Below are 15955 nucleotides of genomic sequence, written 5' to 3'. Positions count from 1 at the left end.
CGAGACGTCAGCTCAGGATGTCAGCGAGATTCTCCGGTTTTCGGCCCGTGCGATTGAGATCGAGGCCGGAGAGCAGGTCGTGCAGGTGATCCTTCATCAGTTGGGCGGCCGTGTCGGAATCGCCGGCCTCGATGGCGTCGACAAGGGCATGATGTGCGTGGCTCTCGCAGGTCGTGTCCCTACGCCGCCAATAAAGAGCGATGATCAGTGAGGAGTGGGACACGAGATCGCGCACGAAACCGGTCAGGACGGATTGATCGGCGATTTCGGCAACTCCGACGTGGAACATGGCCGACAGCATGATGGCGTCGCTGTCGCGGCCGGCGTCTAGCGCCGCATGCTCCCTTTCGAGATGGCCGCGGAGTAGAGTCACGTCCTCGGTCCTGGCAACCTGGGCGGCGAGTGCGGCTACTCGGGGCTCGATCAGCGCACGGGCCTCGAATACTTCGCGTGCCTCCTTTGGCGACGGCTGCGCGACGAAGGCACCCCGATTTGGCTCCAGGCGCACCAGCCAGTCGTGGGCAAGGGCCTGAAGCGCGGCGCGGATGACAGTGCGGCTTACCGAATAGATCGAGGCGAGTTCATCCTCCGGCAATTTCGTGCCTGGTGCCAGTCGATGGCTGACGATTGCATCCCGCAGACCGTGATAGATCGGTGACCAGCGCGCCGCCGGTTTCTTGTGATCTCTTTCGGGCCTGAGTGTTGTCAACATGTTCATCGTCTGGTGAGCTTGCCTCATGCGGTACGCTGACCAATACGTTCTGCGCTTCCGACTCGAAGCTCGAGAATTCTCACAGGGTGCCCTCGTCGGTCAATCCAGCCAATGGGGCAGCCTCGGACGGAGTCGGCCTACGGGGCGCCGACCGATTTCTTTCCTATCGGCGGAGACCATGGCGCGTAACGTCCGGAAAATTGTTTCGCGCGCGGTTCGGCATAGCCGCCGATCTTCGATGTCCTGAGCCCGAGCGCCGATACCGTCTCCGCCAGCCTGACGGCGCAGGCCACCCCGTCGAGCACCGGTACTCCATGCTCGATCGAGAGAGCGTGAGCGAGATCTGCCATTCCCGCGCAACCAAGGACGATTGCCTCCGCCTTGTCCTCGACGACGGCGCGCGCGATTTCGGCGGAAATCTTGTGGCGCGCGTCCGAGCCCGGCAACTCGAGATCCAGAACGGCCACGTCCGACGCGCGGACTTTGGCACAGCGCGCGGCGAGTCCATATTTCGACAGGTTGTGCTCGATCGCCGGCACCGAGCGCGCGAGCGTCGTGACGACGCTGAACTTGCCCGCAACCAGCGTGGCGAGGTGGAAGGCCGCCTCCCCGATGCCGATCACCGGCGCTTCCGTGGCGCAGCGCGCCGCGTCGAGCCCCGTGTCGTCGAAACAGGCGATCACATAGGCATCGACTGGGCCCGCCTTTGCCATTTCGGCGATGATGCCGGGCACGACGAAGATCTCGTCGAAATAACCCTCGATGCTCGGGGGGCCGTCCTCGGGGTTCACCGCCACGATCTCAGTTGCCGGCGAGGCCGCAGCCTGCGCCGCTGTGCCGATCTTGTCGGTCATTGAAGCGGTGGTGTTTGGGTTTATAACGAGAATGCGCATGTCACCCGCCTAGAATTCGCCGCCGAGATAAAGATGCCTGACCCGTTCGTCGCTCAGCAACTCGGCCGACTTACCGCTGAGCGCCACCTTGCCGGTCGTCAGTGCGTAGGCGCGCTGCGAAATGCGCAGAGCCATGCGCGAGTTCTGTTCGACAAGCAGGACGCTGACCTTTTCGTCGCGATTGATCGCCACGATCGAACGGGCAATGTCCTGAACCAGCTTAGGGGCGACGCCGAGTGACGGCTCGTCGAGCAGCAGTAGACGCGGGCGCGCCATCAGCGCCCGGCCAATGACGAGCATCTGCTGTTCGCCACCGCTCATCGTCCCGGCCTGCTGCGAATATCGCTCCTTGAGACGCGGGAAGCGCGCCAGCACCATATCGACGCTCCGCTGAATCTCGGCCTTATCGCTGCGGGTGAACGCGCCCATCAGCAGATTGTCGCGCACGGTCATGAAAGGAAAGACACGGCGGGCCTCGGGCACCATGGAGATGCCCATCCGAACGATCTCGTCAGGGGCGACCCCGTCGATGCGTTTGCCGTGGTAGCGGATCTCGCCCTTGCGGATTTTCCGCAGGCCGGTGATGGCGCGCAGGATGGACGACTTGCCCGCGCCGTTGGCGCCGATCAGCGCGACGGTCTCGCCCTCATGGACCTCAATGGAGACGCCCTTCAGCGCATAGACGTGGTCGTAATAGAGCTCGACGCCATCGAATTTGAGCAGCGGTTCCATGGGTTACATTCCGATCGATTCGTCTTCGGCACCGAGATAGGCCTCGATCACCTTAGGGTTCTGCTGGATTTCGGCCGGCGTGCCCTCGGCGATCTTTTGGCCGAAGTTGAGCACCACGATACGGTCGGAAATATTCATGACGGCCGGCATATCGTGCTCGACCAGGAGCACCGTGATGCCGCGTTCACGGAGTTTGCGCACGATCTCGACCGCACGCCGGGTCTCATCGTGGTTCATCCCGGCAAAAGGTTCGTCGAGGAGGATGACGGAAGGATTGGTAGCGAGCGCGATCGCGATGCCGAGCGCGCGCAGATGGCCATGCGGTAGGGTACTGGCGATCTCGCCGCCCATTGGCGCAAGGCCGAGGAAGGAGAGGATTTCGTCCGCCGACGAACCGAACGCCTCAAGGTCGGTGCGCGCGGCAGCACTGGCGAAGTAGAAGCCCGCAAGGCTGGCGCGTGAGCGCAGATGATGGGCCGTCACGACGTTGTCTCGCACGGTCATGTTCTTGAAGATCGTGGTTTCCTGGAAGGTCCTCACCACGCCCTTGCGAGCGGTGATGTGCGGCGCCAATCCGGATATGCGCTCTCCCTTGAAGCGCACCTCGCCGTCGGTGGGCTTGAGGAAGGACGAGATCAGCTTGAACAAGGTCGACTTGCCGGCGCCGTTCGGCCCGATGACCGAGAGGATCTCGCCTTCGCGGACAGAGAAGGAGACGTCGTTTACCGCGACAAGGCCGCCGAAACGCTTGGTGAGCGCAAGGATTTCCAGGATATCCGGCATCGCTAGAGGTTCCTCTTTCGCGGCAGGGCCAGGCTCAGGAGGCCGTTCGGCAGCGCCAGTATCAGCACGATCAGCACCGTCGAGAAGATCAGCAACTGGAATTCACCCGTCTGGAACAGCAGATCCCAGCCGAAATAGAGGACAAAGGTGCCAAGCATCGGTCCTAGAACGTAACCGAGACCGCCGAGGAAGCAGTTGAGCATGAAATTGACGGAATCGGCGACGGTGAAGCTCGATGGATAGATCGACTGGGAGATCGAGGCGAACATCGCTCCACCGACGCCGCCGAGGAACGAGGAGAGCGCATAGGCGACGACGCGCAGATAGGCGATGTTGACGCCGATCGACGAAGCGAGCTCCTCGTTCTGCTGCAGTGATTGGCAAAGCTGGCCAATACGCGAGTGGGCGAGTCGATAGAGGCCGAGGAAGCAAAGCGCCATCAGCAGCACGGACGCGATGTAGAAGGCCAGGCGAGGATTTGCCAATGTCGCAAAATCCGGAATGAGTGTGAGGCCGAAAAGACTGAGGCGGGACGGCAGCGGAATGCTGACGATGCCACTGGCGCCGTTGGTAATCGGCAGGGCGAGAGCGAGAAGGCGTGCAACTTCGGTCAATACGAGCGACACCATGGCGAAATAGACGCCGCGCAGCCGCAGGATAGGCAGCCCGATGAGTACGCTCGCGGCGGCGCAGAAGAGGCCCGCCAACGGCAAGGTCAGCCAGAAGGACGTATCGTACTTCATGACCAGAATGGCGGAGACATAGCCTCCCATCAGCGCATAGGCGCCCTGGCCGATATTGATTCGACCGATGTAAAAGGTGATCCAGACGCCCGCACTGATGATGCTGAGCAGCGCGACCGATGTCAGCGTGTAATAGAGATCGCTTCGTCCGGTGGCGTTGATCAGTAGCGGTACTGCGACGAGCAGGCAGAGCAGAAAGAGCACTGCCGAAACGATCTTGAAGATGGCGGTTCGAGTCTTGCGCATGAGATCAGCCCCACGGCTTTCCCATCAGCCCGTGGGGGCGGATGCTCAGGAAGATCATCAGCAGGGCAAAAATGACGAGATAGGTGATGTCGCCATATTCGCGCAGCACGGTGAGGCCGACGGATTCCATCATGCCGAGAATGAAACCCCCGGCAATCGCGCCGCCGACTACCCCGGCGCCACCGATCATGACCATCAGGAAGGCTTTGATGGAGATCGGTCCGCCGATGCCGGAATTGACACCGGTGATGCTGACGAGCAATCCGCCGACGACCCCTGCAAGCATGGCGCCCAACGCAAAGCCGATCATCGAATAGCGCTCGACCTTAACGCCCATCAATTGGGCGGCGACGCGATCCTGCGCCAATGCCCGCATAGCGCGGCCAGGCTTGCTGTACTGCATGAAGAGCATAAAGGCTGCGATCATCAGGATGGCGATGACGCCGACGAGGATGCGGTCGTAGGGCAGGATTACCCTCTCGGAGACGAAGACGCCGCTGATGATCTTAGGTACACCGCGCTGCTTCTCGCCGAAAAGAAGCAGCATGACGGCATCCAGAAAAAACGCCGTCGCCGCCGCAAGCAGCATCGTACTTTCCTCGCGCTTGCTGCGACGGATTACCGTCCGGAAGAGGAACCTTTCCATGAGCGCACCGATGACCGCGAGGGTCACGCCCGAGCAAATCAGCGCAACGACGAAAGGCAGCTTCAGCTGGCCATAGATCGTGTATGTCACGAAGCCGCCCAGCACATACATCTGCCCGTGCGCGAAATTCAGCACGTTCATCAGTGCAAAGATCAGCGTCAACCCAAGCGCGATCAGCGCGTATTGAGCGCCGAGGTAAAGTCCGTTGGCAATCACCTGTTCCATGGCGGCGGATCCAGCCGATGAAGACTCGGGCACTGCCGAGCGCTCGATTGAGGTGCCAGGGCGCGGCCGAACCGGTTGGGTCTCGTCCGCGCCCCTATCGCTGCTTCATTGGGCGTATGTCAGTCGACTTCACCGACGAACAGCGTCTGGAAGGCGCCGTCCTTGAACTCGGTGACAACCATCGGCACGGAGAGCTGCCGCTTCTGGCCGAACGAGGTGGTGCCGACATATTTCAGCGTACTGTCCTTGGCGTAGGGATTGGGCGCCGAGAAGGTGTCCATCGTCTTCTTGAACTCGTCTACGTTATCGACCGCCTTCGGGTTCGCTTTGAGCGTTTCGATAATGTATTCGAGCGCATAGACCTTCGTGTTGGACTCGTCGTTGTACTCGCCGAACTTCTTGGTGTACCGATCGATGAACTCTTCCATCACCGGCGTGCGGATTTCCGGCGTCGAGGCTCCACCGACCGAGATGAAGCCGTTAGCGAGCTCGCCCGCGCCTTCCTGCAGCACGGTCGCGTCCTGCGCCGTTTCCGCCGAGATCAGCCCCTCATAGCCGAGCTCCCGCGCCGCGCGGATCAAGAGCGGTGCATTTGCCGGAGCGACGCCGGAGAGCACGAGCAGATCCGGCTTCAACTGGACGATAGGCGTCAGCACCGGCGTGAAATCACGGGTGTCATTCTGGTATGTATCTTTCTCGGCAACCACTTCGAGCCCGAGTTCCTTTGCGGCGGCGACGCCGCTGTCGCGCTGGCTCAGGGGATCGGATTCATTGGCGGCAATGAACGCGACCTTCTTCACGCCTTTGTTTTCTTTCAGGTATTTGTAGATCGCAGGCCCGGACTGATAGTTGGCGACCATCCCAAGCACCGCGTTGGAGGCGGGCGGCGTGTAGAGTGCCTTTGGAAAAGCGTAGGGGAAATAGATTATCCCCTTGGACTCCGCCACCGGACGGACAGCGGCCGCGCCGTCATCGACATTTGGCCCGACGACATAGTGGATGCCTTCCTGGGCCATCTTCTCCATGCCGGCGATGGCACGCTTGGGATCCTTCTGGTCATCGAAAGTGACGATGGTGATGTTGTAGGTATCGTCGCCGATCTTCACGCCGCCGGTCTCATTCAGCCAGTCGGCACGCGTCTGCATCGAGCGGACATTCGATGTCCCCCAAGCCGCGGCGGGACCGCTGGTCACACCGACGAACCCGATCTTGAGTTCCTTGTTCTCGGCCTGCGCGGAGAAAGTACCTCCGGCCGTTATTGCGAGCAACGAAACGGCGCCAAGCGCCAGCGATTTCAATGTCGAGCGTCTGTTGATCATCTCACTCCCCATCTTTCCGATCCTGCGCGCGCTGTCGCGATGCGGATGAGTAAGGGAAATCCTAAAATACATTATTGTCAACTTTTCTGCGAACTTTTGTATACAAAACTAACGGCGCCTCACCGAACGCGCTGAAGAGCCAGCAAACTCGTTGCACTAAGCAGATGTGAGAAAACGGACGCGGTTGGGTCAGTCGCAAGGATATGCGTCAGTCCATGCAGGACGTCAGCTCGACATTCCGTCGGCAGCGGCGATGAGATAAATCACCGCCGCGACAGCGCCGAGGGCGCTGCGTCCGGCATGGAGCTTGCCCCAACGCATGATGAGCTCGCGGGTCGCCTCGCTCGCCTGGTCCGGCGCCGTGTTCTCCAGGCGGTTGTTGATCGGCATGATCAGCAGCAGGGTATAGGGCCAGTTCAGGATGATGACTGCCGCGCCGAGGCCCCAAAGGGCGTTGCCGCTCTGCCACCAGGCGGCGGCGCCGAGGAGGCCCGATATGATGGCCAGCGAAGCCTGCATCTCGAAGCCGCGGCGATAGGCCGGGCCCCATTCTGCGAGGGCGGCGCGGTGGTCGAGACGAAGCCTGGCTGGCTGTTCTGCAATGTTGATATAGATGGCGGCGCCGAAGAAGACGGATGCCGTGAGCAAAGCGAGCAGGCCGAACATCGACGTTCTCCCGTTTTCAGACATGATACCCGAAGGCCTCGCAAACAAAAGCTGCATTATAGGCCGATGGCCGTCCGCCAATATTCCGTTGCGCAAGCGCTGCGGGGGCTGTGACAAGCCGGTATCAGCGCCGGTGATTTGATGTGCGTGAACCGCATGGGATGACGTAATTGCTGGACAAACCGATTCCGATTTGCACAGTAGCGCCTTGAAATGAAAGCGCTTCGCGATCGGCGCTGGGAGTTGGCCGCCGGGAGGTCGATTGAGCCTCTTCGGGGAACGGCCATATCAAGACGGTTGCCGGAGGGCTCGTGGCCGTCGCGATCGATTCTCGCATGCGGGTGGGCAGCCGGAGCCTTTCCGCATGCGGCGACCACATAATTCCTTAATTCGGCATCGAATTGAGGATAGATTGTGCGGGCGTTCAAAACGTTGCGACGATCTGCGTTGTCAGGGTGTACGTCGCATGGGAAGGGACATGTCGTGCCGTTGAAGGCGATCAAGGCAGGGTCGAGGAACGAAAGCGGGATCGCTGCGGCCAAGGCGCTTTTCAGTGAACGGTTCGGTGATCGCTTCCAGACGGGAGAGGCAATCCGGACCCAGCACGCCAACACGACCACCTACATCCCGGCACAGCTTCCGGACGCGGTCGTCTTTCCCGAAAACGCCGCCGAAGTCCGCGCGATCGTCGAGGTCGCCTCGGCGCATCGCGTGCCGCTCATCGCCTTCGGCACCGGCTCCTCGCTGGAAGGCCATGTCAATGCGCCCCATGGCGGCATATCGGTCGACATGATGCGGATGAACCGCGTCCTTTCGGTCAATGCCGAAGACCTTGACTGCACCGTCGAGCCGGGCGTGACGCGCGAGGAACTAAACACCTATCTGCGCGACACGGGCCTCTTCTTTCCGATTGACCCCGGCGCGAACGCCTCGATCGGCGGCATGGCCTCGACGCGTGCCTCCGGGACAAACGCGGTGCGCTACGGCACCATGAAGGAGAACGTGCTTGCGGTCACCGCGGTCGTCGCCGGGGGACGAGAAATCAGAACCGCGCACCGGGCCCGCAAGTCCTCGGCCGGCTATGACCTGACGCGGCTCTTCGTCGGGGCGGAGGGAACGCTCGGCATCATCACCTCGATCACCCTGCGCCTGCAAGGCATTCCGGAGGTGATATCGGGCGGCGTCTGCCCGTTCCCGACGATTGCCGACGCCTGCAACGCAGTCATCCTGACGATCCAGTCCGGGATACCGGTGGCCCGTATCGAACTGCTCGATGCGCTGCAGATGAGGGCCTGCAACGCCTATTCCGGCCTGAACTATGCCGAGACGCCGACGCTCTTCGTCGAGTTTCATGGCAGCGCCGAGAGCGTCGAGCTGCAATCACGCCAGTTCGCCGAAATAGCGTCGGAATTCGGTTCTACAGGGTTTGTCTGGACCACCAACCCGGAAGCGCGCGCGCAGCTCTGGAAGGCGCGGCACAACGCCTATTGGGCCCAGAAGAGCCTCAAGCCTGGCGCCGCCATCCTGGCGACCGATGTCTGCGTGCCGATTTCGCGTCTTGCTGATTGCGTCGCGGCGACACACGAGGATATCGCGGCACATGGGCTGATCGCGCCGATCGTCGGCCATGCCGGCGACGGCAATTTCCACGTCGGCGTGCTTTTCGACGACAAGGACGCCGCCGACGTGGCGCGGGTCGAGGCCTTCGTCGAACGGCTGAATAGCCGCGCGTTGTCGATGGATGGTACTTGTACGGGTGAGCACGGGATCGGCCAGGGCAAGATGCCGTTCCTGGAAGCAGAGCTTGGCGGGGCGCTCGATCTAATGCGGCAGATCAAGCGTTCGCTCGATCCGGACAACATCTTCAACCCAGGCAAGATTTTTGCGTGATCCAGGCGGATGGGATGAAACTCGCAAGAGGGGCGCGAACGGAACAGATGGGAATGTGACACGGTGCTGGCGCGAATCTTCGTAATCATTGGCGGCCTGTTGGTTGTCGCGCTCTTCGTGGCGCTGATCGCACCATTGTTCATAAACTGGACCGATTTCCGCACCGATTTCGAGCGTGAGGCGAGCCGAATCATGGGCAAGCCCGTGGTCGTGCACGGCAGCGTCGATGCGCGCCTCATTCCCTTCCCGACGGTGACGCTCAATGACGTGCGCGTCGGGGCTGAAGACGGCGGGGCGCCGTTGATTCAGGTCGCCCAGTTCTCGATGAGCGCCGAACTCGCACCGTTTCTGAGCGGCGAGGCGCTGATCTTCGATATGCGCCTCGACCGCCCCAAGGCGAGACTGCGGCTGCAGCCGGATGGTACGCTCGATTGGGCGCGTGGGCCGCGCGCGGCGATCCCGGCCAACACCGTGGTGCTGGAAAATGTCGAGATCGCCGACGGCGAGATCGAGTTCGTCGACGAGCAGACCGGGCGGACGCGCCGTGTCAGCGACCTTTCCGCCGATGTCTCGGCACGCTCGCTGGCGGGTCCCTGGAAGGTCGAGGGCCGTGCCGCGCTCGATGGCGAGGCGGGCAGCTTCTCCTTCACGAGCAACGCGGTAAACGAGGAAGGGGCGCTTGGCCTCCGGGCGCGGCTGACGCCGGACAAGCGGCCCTTCGGGGTCGAACTCGAGGGCGAACTCAAGGTCGTCGATTTCAGGCCGCTCTACGCGGGCCGGTTCACGCTGACGGAAAATCGGCCGGCCGACGAGGCGAAGACCGCCCGGGCGCTGCGCATCAACGGCGAATTCCAGCTCACCAATGAAAGCATCCGCGTGCCGGAATATCACTTCGAAGTGGGCCCGCCGGACGATCCCTATATCGTCACCGGCGAGGCAACGCTCGACACCGGCAAGGATCAGAAGTTCCTGTTGATCGCCGACGGGCAGCAGATCGACGTCAGCCGCATCGGCAATTCCGGCCGAGGCGGCAAGACCGGCCGCGATCCGGCTGTTTCCCTGCGACAGCGGGTGGAAAGGATGATGGCGATCGCGGCGGATATTCCCGTTCCGCAGGTGCCCGGCCGTGCGAGCCTGAAACTTCCGGCAATCGTCATTGGCGACACCACGGTGCGCGACATTCGTCTCGATGTCAGGCCTGACGGTGCGGGTTGGGTCATCGACAACGCGGTGGCGCTCCTGCCCGGCCGTACCCAACTCGAGGCCAAGGGCCGGCTGAACCTCAAGGGACAGCGCGCCTTTCGCGGCGACATCGTCGTCGCCTCGAACCAACCGTCGGGGCTCGCCAACTGGTTGGCCGGCTCGGTCGACCCCGCCATCCGCCAGCTGAAGACGGCGGGCTTTGCCGCGACCGTCAATCTCACCGACACCCTGCAGCAATTCGAAAAGCTCGAAGTGGCTGCGGGCCCGGCGACGCTCAAGGGGAGGCTGGAGCGCCAGTCCTTTGCCGAACAGCAGCCGACGCTGTCGCTGCAGCTCAAGGGCAACCGTATCGACCTGGAGGCGCTGCAGGCGCTGGCCGGTCTCGTCGCCGGGGATGCTTCGACCGCAACCTTGCTTAGTCATGCCATCGCCGCCGAACTTTCCGCCGAGACGTTCTCCGCCTTCGGCGAGGAGGCGCGCGAGGTGCAGGCGGTCCTGACGCTGAAGAACGGTCAGTTGCAGGCCGAACGGGTGGCAATCGGTGATCTGTCCGGCGCCCAGCTCGCCTTTTCCGGTCGCATGAGCGGCGGCTTCGAGAAGCCGGTGATTTCGGCGAAGATGAAGCTTGCCGCCGAGGAGCTGACGCCATTCCTGGAACTGGTCGGACGGCACACGATCGCTCACCCGGCCTTGGCCCGGTTGGTCAAGGCCGGGCCCTATTATTCGGACGCGGCCCTCGACATGACCTTGACGGCGGGCAGCAAGGAGGGGAACGCGCCCTTCACCTTCGGGGTGATCGGCACAGCCAATGGCGGCAAGATTGCCGCCAGCTACCAGGCGCCGGACGTCGCGCAGGCCCTTGCCGGCAAAGGCATGCTGCTGGAGGCGACGCTCGAGAACCCGCAGACCCCCGTTCTTCTCGGCCAGGCCGGACTCGACCCGCTGCCGTTCGATGCGGACGCCAACGGTATTCTCGCCGTCAAACTGCAGAGCACGGAAGGGTCCCAGGCGAATGGCTCGCTGACCTTCACGACCGAAAAGACGCAGGTCGCCGCCAAGGGTACCGTCGACCTTTCGCGCGATCACTATCTGGAGGGGCAGGGCAAGCTGACGCTGCAGACGGAGGATTTCGAGCCCTATTTGTTGCTGCAAGGCATCGCACTGCCGCAGATGGGCAGCGGGCTGCCAATGAAGCTGTCCGCCGACTTCGTTGCCGATCCGGAGAAGGTCGCGTTCTCGGCCATCGAAGGCAAAGCCGACCAGAACGGATTTACCGGGGCGTTGACCATCGACCGCAAGATTCAGGGGACGGCGCGAGGCGAACTGGCGCTCGATATGCTCGATCTCGGCTGGCTGGGCGAAGGGATTCTCGGACAGGTTCACGACGCCTCGGTCGGCGGATTGTCGACGGCGCCGCTGGCACAGCCCGCCTGGACCGGTCTCGATGTCGCCCTCGACCTCACGGCGAAGCGGTTTTGGCCCGGGCTCTATGGTGACGTTGCCGGTTTCAGCGGAAAGCTCGCATGGAAGGGCGATGAGGTCGCCTTGACCGATGCGGCGGGAGACTGGCTGGGGGGCAAGCTCGAGGGGCGGCTGCAAGTGGGCAATGCAAACGGCTCGGGTTTCCTGCGCTCGCGCTTCGACCTGAAGGGCGGCGATCTGGCTGCTGCCGGCTGGGCGCGGCAGAACGGGCCCGTGGCGACCGGTCGTTTCGACCTTTCCGTCGCGATGGAAGCTTCAGGTGCCACACCGAAGGCGATGGCAAGTTCGGTCAGTGGTTCGGGAACGGCGACGTTCAATGGCGTGACGCTCAATGGCATCAACACGGCGGCGCTGCCGCAGCTGATGGCAGCGGCCGACGCGATGAAAACCGAGATCTCGCCGGATGCCATCCGCAAAGCCGCTGAAGACATTCTTTTCGGCGGGCAATCGGTCGTCGGTGCGGTCAAGGTGCCTTTCAGCATCGCCGGTGGGACCGTCAGGGCGCAGAACGTAACCGCTGCGGACGGCAACGCCGCCTTCTCCGGAGAAGTCTCCTTCGACCTTCCGGCCGAACGCATGAGTGGCGCGATCGACCTTACCTTCCGGCCAGGCGAAGAGGCCCTTGCCGGCGCCGAGCCGCGCGTGCGTTTCGGCTATGCCGGGCTCCTTGCGGCGCCGGGTGTCAGCGTGGATGTCACCGACCTTGCCAATTTCCTGTCGCTTCGTGCTTACGAACGGGAGCGCCGGCGGGTGGAGATACTGCAGGCGAACGTTCTTGAAAAGCAGCGCCTGCGCCGCGAGGTCGCGCTTTACAGGGCACGGGCGGCCGGGCGCGAGCTCCAGCGGCGGCGGACGATAGTTGAAGAACGCCGACGCCAGGCCGCGGCGGTGGAAGCGGCGCGGATGAAGGCCGAGGCAGCAGCCGCGCGCCGGATGGCCGAAGAGGAACGCCAGCGCTTGCGGCAACTCCCGCCGCGCGCTGCGCCGCCTCAAGGAGCGCCGGCCCAAGACGTTCAGCGGAATGCGCTACCCCCCGCCAGGCAGAACGCAGGTCCGCCAGCGGGGCAGGGGCTGAACTTCGACATGCTGCCCGACATCACGGTGCGGTAGGTCTAAGAATGGAGCTTGCAGGCGACCGAAGCCCGGCAGTTCAAAGGGCGTTCGCGGCTTTTGCCTTGGCCTTGATCCAAGCGAGCACGTGAAGCCGCAATGCAGAGGACAGGTTTCCGTCGGGGTCGCGGCCGTCGTCGATCTCCGCGATCAATCGCGCGAGCGGCAGGCCGCGGCTTTTGGCGATCGACTTCAGTTCCTGCCAAAAGGGTTCCTCAAGCGTGAAACTGGTGCGGTGTCCGTGCAGTGTCGCCGAATGCTTGGCGATCATCCCCTGGCCTCACAAGTCGATTGAGCGCGTTGGCAAACCGATTCCGGAAACGTTTCCAAGCCCTTGTGGGAGAATCGCTTTTCCGTTCGGGCGGGTCAGTCCTCGTCCCCGTCCGAGACAGGCCGGTGCGCCTCCAAGCGGCCCTGATCAAGCGTCTTCGATGCCCTTTCGTTCAACGCCGTCGTGAGGGACTTCTCCGCTTTCGTTCGGCCGAATGAAAGCCGGTTCTGTTCGGCCTGCTTCTCGCGCTCGGCCCGGGCCTGGCGCTTGCGGAACTGACGCAGATTGACGACGTCGCCGGTCATTACGACGCTCCAGTGATCAGTTCTTCTTGCGGAAGGAATCGAGCGAGACGACCGAGCCGCCGCCGCCCTTCGGGCTGTCGCCCGGCTTTTCGGGGCCATTCTGCGAAGTCGGCTCATCGGCTTCGCTGACCGGGTAAGCGGTGATCTCCGCCGATTCCGACTCGTCTTCCTCGCCGGCGGCGACATCAAACTCGAGCTCGAAATTTACGGATGGATCGTAGAAACCACGGACCGCATTAAAGGGAATCACCAGCTTCTCCGGCGTATCGGAGAAGGAGAGGCCGATTTCGAATCCGGTCTCGGAAACCTTCAGATCCCAGAACTGATGCTGGACGACGATCGTCATCTGTTCCGGGTACTTCGCCTTCAGGTGCTGGGAGATGCGTACGCCGGGAGCCCCGGTCAGGAAGGTGATGAAGAAATGGTGGTCACCAGGCAAGTGGCCGGTAGCGGCAACTTCGGTCAGCACCTTGCGGATGACGCCGCGAAGCGCGTCCTGCGCCAGAATGTCGTAGCGGATGTGGTCCTGGCCCATGTGATCCCCGTCTCTCTTCAAACTCACTGTACCGCATGATGGCTCGGATCGAAATCGCGTTTCATACAGCAATTCAATGCCCTGTTCGGGCTGTCGGCGTAAGGGCGAATGCCCTAGCCGTTTCTCGTCTCATTGCCCGTCTGTCTGTGACGAGTCAATTATCGAGGCATCTATAGACCATTTCAGCACGGGGGAGAAGGTGAAGGCTTCTGTTGCCAGGTGCCTTCGGACCCCGCCTTACGGTGCTACCCGGAAGGGCTTGATTTGAAGTGCCGCACCGCCGTTAGGCAGCGAGACGTGCTTCAGCATAGTTGTCGTTTGCAACTATAAGTTTAGCCCGATAACGGTGGTACAATGCCGAGCAAAAAGTCGATCTTTACGCCCTTGTCGATCCTATTTCGCCCCCATCAAAAGCCGGTCCAGCCGACCGGTTTTTGGTGGAGGCGCCGGGTACCGCCCCCGGGTCCAATGGGTTTATTGCATCGCCCGTTTATTGCCATAGCCGCCCGAAGACGGCTTCTGTCATATAGGTCTTTCCGACGCCCAAGAAAAGGGGTGGGGAAAGGGAAATGAGGGCGATAGTTCTCGCCGTCCGCGGCCGCCTCCAAATTGCTTGACATGCTCGAAAAGAGTGATCGGAAGAGGCAAGGGGATGGGGCATTACCCACCCCCTTGCTCGGGCGCCTACCCTGCGGCATGGCGAAGATCCTCCGGAGCCAGGCACTCGTCTCGTGCAGGGTTTTGTCGAGACGTCGACACCGACCTCGCGCATCGTCATCCTTTCAATCCCCGTTCTCCTCAAAACTCTAATCGCAAGTGGACGGAAACGCTTCCGTGTTCGTTTCTGCGAGGCGCGCCATTCTCGGAACATTCGCTGCCGGCTCCGGTTAAAAAGGGAGACCGGGCCACGACCTCGTTGGTGCGGCAAGATCGGCAGGAAGGGAAGGGCACGCTGATGACATCTTCCAAGCATCCGAAAACAAAGCGGCCGAGCGACAAGGACCTCAAGCAGGATCCCGGAATCGGTCAATCCAAGGGCATTCGCGGACCATCGGAATACGAAAGCCTCAAGCGAGACAACACGATCGAAGGCGATGTGGCGAACGACCCGACGCCCCAAGGCGGCGCGAATCCTGGCCACCGCGGCCGAACGAACAAATGAGCAATCAGGAGATCTGATCATGGTCGGCAGGAAGACGCACGAACAGCAGCAACGTATCATTCAAGGCCGCGAGAACACATCGAATGCCGGCAAGGACTTCGATGCCGAAGCGGAGCTCAAACGTTCCGATGCCTTGCGCAGGGCCGAGCGCAAGGGGCACAAGCTCGACACGGCGCATGCGGATGCGCGCGAGGAGAATGACCGCAGCATCCTGAGAGGAGAAAACCAGGAAAGCAGGCACCACAAGGACACCGGCCGATAGATCGCCGGGTTCGACAAATTCGAAAGTTTTTACGGCGAAAGGAGATGGCCATGGCCAATGCCAGTCGCAAGAACATGGGAAAACCGGATAAGGGAAAGGGCGCCGGCAGCGGCGCCCGGACAGACCTGAAAGAAGGGATGCTTGGCGAGAACGATGTCCTGTCCAACCGCGACAAGGCACAACACTCAGAAGCGCGAGGCCTCGACCAGAACGCGACGAAGACAGAGCAATACCAGGATCATGCCGGTAACCGGCGGCCTGCGAAATAGGCGGCCTGTCGGAACAGGCGCGCGTCCGGCGCACGGACGTTAAGGAGCTTCACGACGCCATGGCGGCACGAAGCGTCTGTCTTCATAGGATCGCAGATATCCGCTGTGGAGCGAGGCAGCCAGGAACCTCGCCTTGAAATAGGCGAGGGCCCGGCAACTGCGGCCCGGCCGCCTCGGCACGATGCGTATACGCCGCCGGAAATTGCCCGGCCTGCCGATGGACTCCATGCGATCGAGACGCTCGAGCGTAGCGGGGTCGACCTGATAGAGTTCGCCGCTGACACGCAAGCCACAGCCCGGCTCAAAAAACATCATCGGGGCGAACCAGGGACCGGCGATCAACATCGGGTAGCTCGCGGCGGTGCGATAAAGCCCAATGAAGTTGGCATGGGCCAGGCCGCGCCGCCTGTGCAGTGGGAAGCCTTTCTTCAATGTGCCGAAGACGAAGACGAGCTGAGGTGTGGCTATCAAGCGTAAGCTCCGAGCGTTGGTCCTCCCAAC

The 15955-nt window shown here is 62.2% G+C and carries 17 protein-coding genes and 1 other RNA gene; 5 read left to right on the top strand and 13 right to left on the bottom strand.

All coding sequences use genetic code 11. The annotated features are described in order from the left end of the window. Window positions 1–7: 7 nt before the first annotated feature. The 8 genes from USDA257_RS21740 to USDA257_RS21705 all read right to left on the bottom strand — a co-directional run bounded on the left by USDA257_RS21740 (window position 8) and on the right by USDA257_RS21705 (window position 6965). A complete protein-coding gene (locus tag USDA257_RS21740; protein WP_041415505.1) occupies window positions 8–712 on the bottom strand; it encodes a GntR family transcriptional regulator in 705 nt (234 codons plus the stop codon). A 137-nt stretch (window positions 713–849) separates the two neighbouring features. Continuing rightward, window positions 850–1605 carry an aspartate/glutamate racemase family protein gene (locus USDA257_RS21735; RefSeq protein ID WP_014765127.1) on the bottom strand — a complete coding sequence of 252 codons (756 nt, stop codon included), beginning with the start codon at window positions 1603–1605 and terminating at the stop codon, window positions 850–852. 9 nt (window positions 1606–1614) lie between these two features. Continuing rightward, window positions 1615–2337: an ABC transporter ATP-binding protein gene (locus tag USDA257_RS21730; RefSeq protein WP_014765126.1), complete on the bottom strand. Its 723-nt coding sequence runs from the start codon at window positions 2335–2337 to the stop codon at window positions 1615–1617. A gap of 3 nt (window positions 2338–2340) precedes the next feature. Further along, window positions 2341–3120 carry an ABC transporter ATP-binding protein gene (locus USDA257_RS21725; RefSeq protein WP_014765125.1) on the bottom strand — a complete coding sequence of 260 codons (780 nt, stop codon included), beginning with the start codon at window positions 3118–3120 and terminating at the stop codon, window positions 2341–2343. A gap of 2 nt (window positions 3121–3122) precedes the next feature. After that, window positions 3123–4109: a branched-chain amino acid ABC transporter permease gene (locus tag USDA257_RS21720; protein WP_014765124.1), complete on the bottom strand. Its 987-nt coding sequence runs from the start codon at window positions 4107–4109 to the stop codon at window positions 3123–3125. A 4-nt stretch (window positions 4110–4113) separates the two neighbouring features. Then, window positions 4114–4980 carry a branched-chain amino acid ABC transporter permease gene (locus USDA257_RS21715; protein WP_014765123.1) on the bottom strand — a complete coding sequence of 289 codons (867 nt, stop codon included), beginning with the start codon at window positions 4978–4980 and terminating at the stop codon, window positions 4114–4116. Between the two features lie 119 nt (window positions 4981–5099). Next, entirely contained in the window at window positions 5100–6299 is a 1200-nt protein-coding gene (locus tag USDA257_RS21710) for an ABC transporter substrate-binding protein (RefSeq protein ID WP_014765122.1), read from the bottom strand. Window positions 6300–6524: 225 nt separating this feature from the next. Next, window positions 6525–6965: a DUF1772 domain-containing protein gene (locus tag USDA257_RS21705; protein ID WP_014765121.1), complete on the bottom strand. Its 441-nt coding sequence runs from the start codon at window positions 6963–6965 to the stop codon at window positions 6525–6527. Window positions 6966–7448: 483 nt separating this feature from the next. Between USDA257_RS21705 and USDA257_RS21700 the strand changes: the two genes are divergently transcribed. Next, window positions 7449–8855 (top strand): FAD-binding oxidoreductase, encoded by a 1407-nt coding sequence (locus USDA257_RS21700; protein WP_014765120.1) that lies wholly within the window; start codon window positions 7449–7451, stop codon window positions 8853–8855. 63 nt (window positions 8856–8918) lie between these two features. Further along, window positions 8919–12650, top strand: a complete 3732-nt coding sequence (locus USDA257_RS21695) for an AsmA family protein (protein ID WP_014765119.1) — start codon at window positions 8919–8921, stop codon at window positions 12648–12650. Window positions 12651–12690: 40 nt separating this feature from the next. Here the strand turns inward: USDA257_RS21695 and USDA257_RS21690 are convergent, their stop codons facing one another. The 4 genes from USDA257_RS21690 to ssrA form a co-directional block, all read right to left on the bottom strand. After that, window positions 12691–12921: a ribbon-helix-helix domain-containing protein gene (locus USDA257_RS21690; RefSeq protein ID WP_014765118.1), complete on the bottom strand. Its 231-nt coding sequence runs from the start codon at window positions 12919–12921 to the stop codon at window positions 12691–12693. 95 nt (window positions 12922–13016) lie between these two features. Beyond that, complete coding sequence (locus USDA257_RS21685) at window positions 13017–13226, bottom strand: DUF4169 family protein (RefSeq protein WP_014765117.1); 210 nt, start codon at window positions 13224–13226, stop codon at window positions 13017–13019. 16 nt (window positions 13227–13242) lie between these two features. Continuing rightward, window positions 13243–13761 carry an SspB family protein gene (locus USDA257_RS21680; RefSeq protein WP_014765116.1) on the bottom strand — a complete coding sequence of 173 codons (519 nt, stop codon included), beginning with the start codon at window positions 13759–13761 and terminating at the stop codon, window positions 13243–13245. A gap of 198 nt (window positions 13762–13959) precedes the next feature. Next, window positions 13960–14317: a transfer-messenger RNA gene (ssrA, locus tag USDA257_RS34455) on the bottom strand. 399 nt (window positions 14318–14716) lie between these two features. Between ssrA and USDA257_RS21675 the strand changes: the two genes are divergently transcribed. The 3 genes from USDA257_RS21675 to USDA257_RS21665 are packed head-to-tail and all read left to right on the top strand — an operon-like array spanning window position 14717 to window position 15454. Next, complete coding sequence (locus USDA257_RS21675) at window positions 14717–14923, top strand: hypothetical protein (protein ID WP_041415503.1); 207 nt, start codon at window positions 14717–14719, stop codon at window positions 14921–14923. A gap of 19 nt (window positions 14924–14942) precedes the next feature. Continuing rightward, complete coding sequence (locus tag USDA257_RS21670) at window positions 14943–15185, top strand: hypothetical protein (protein ID WP_014765114.1); 243 nt, start codon at window positions 14943–14945, stop codon at window positions 15183–15185. A 50-nt stretch (window positions 15186–15235) separates the two neighbouring features. Then, window positions 15236–15454, top strand: a complete 219-nt coding sequence (locus USDA257_RS21665) for a hypothetical protein (protein WP_014765113.1) — start codon at window positions 15236–15238, stop codon at window positions 15452–15454. A gap of 39 nt (window positions 15455–15493) precedes the next feature. Here the strand turns inward: USDA257_RS21665 and USDA257_RS21660 are convergent, their stop codons facing one another. Continuing rightward, window positions 15494–15925: a gamma-glutamylcyclotransferase family protein gene (locus USDA257_RS21660; RefSeq protein ID WP_041414517.1), complete on the bottom strand. Its 432-nt coding sequence runs from the start codon at window positions 15923–15925 to the stop codon at window positions 15494–15496. Between the last annotated feature and the right edge of the window lie 30 nt (window positions 15926–15955).

Source organism: Sinorhizobium fredii USDA 257 (genome assembly GCF_000265205.3).
Lineage (GTDB): Bacteria > Pseudomonadota > Alphaproteobacteria > Rhizobiales > Rhizobiaceae > Sinorhizobium > Sinorhizobium fredii_B.
Note: the sequence above shows the minus strand (reverse complement) of the source record. Positions and strands in the feature narration are given on the sequence as shown.

Bases quoted from the DNA above. Each gene is read 5' to 3' on its own strand.
- USDA257_RS21740 (WP_041415505.1), bottom strand. From the start codon at position 712: ATGTTGACAACACTCAGGCCCGAAAGAGATCACAAGAAACCGGCGGCG.
- USDA257_RS21735 (WP_014765127.1), bottom strand. From the start codon at position 1,605: ATGCGCATTCTCGTTATAAACCCAAACACCACCGCTTCAATGACCGAC.
- USDA257_RS21730 (WP_014765126.1), bottom strand. From the start codon at position 2,337: ATGGAACCGCTGCTCAAATTCGATGGCGTCGAGCTCTATTACGACCAC.
- USDA257_RS21725 (WP_014765125.1), bottom strand. From the start codon at position 3,120: ATGCCGGATATCCTGGAAATCCTTGCGCTCACCAAGCGTTTCGGCGGC.
- USDA257_RS21720 (WP_014765124.1), bottom strand. From the start codon at position 4,109: ATGCGCAAGACTCGAACCGCCATCTTCAAGATCGTTTCGGCAGTGCTC.
- USDA257_RS21715 (WP_014765123.1), bottom strand. From the start codon at position 4,980: ATGGAACAGGTGATTGCCAACGGACTTTACCTCGGCGCTCAATACGCG.
- USDA257_RS21710 (WP_014765122.1), bottom strand. From the start codon at position 6,299: ATGATCAACAGACGCTCGACATTGAAATCGCTGGCGCTTGGCGCCGTT.
- USDA257_RS21705 (WP_014765121.1), bottom strand. From the start codon at position 6,965: ATGTTCGGCCTGCTCGCTTTGCTCACGGCATCCGTCTTCTTCGGCGCC.
- USDA257_RS21690 (WP_014765118.1), bottom strand. From the start codon at position 12,921: ATGATCGCCAAGCATTCGGCGACACTGCACGGACACCGCACCAGTTTC.
- USDA257_RS21685 (WP_014765117.1), bottom strand. From the start codon at position 13,226: ATGACCGGCGACGTCGTCAATCTGCGTCAGTTCCGCAAGCGCCAGGCC.
- USDA257_RS21680 (WP_014765116.1), bottom strand. From the start codon at position 13,761: ATGGGCCAGGACCACATCCGCTACGACATTCTGGCGCAGGACGCGCTT.
- USDA257_RS21675 (WP_041415503.1), top strand. From the start codon at position 14,717: ATGACATCTTCCAAGCATCCGAAAACAAAGCGGCCGAGCGACAAGGAC.
- USDA257_RS21670 (WP_014765114.1), top strand. From the start codon at position 14,943: ATGGTCGGCAGGAAGACGCACGAACAGCAGCAACGTATCATTCAAGGC.
- USDA257_RS21665 (WP_014765113.1), top strand. From the start codon at position 15,236: ATGGCCAATGCCAGTCGCAAGAACATGGGAAAACCGGATAAGGGAAAG.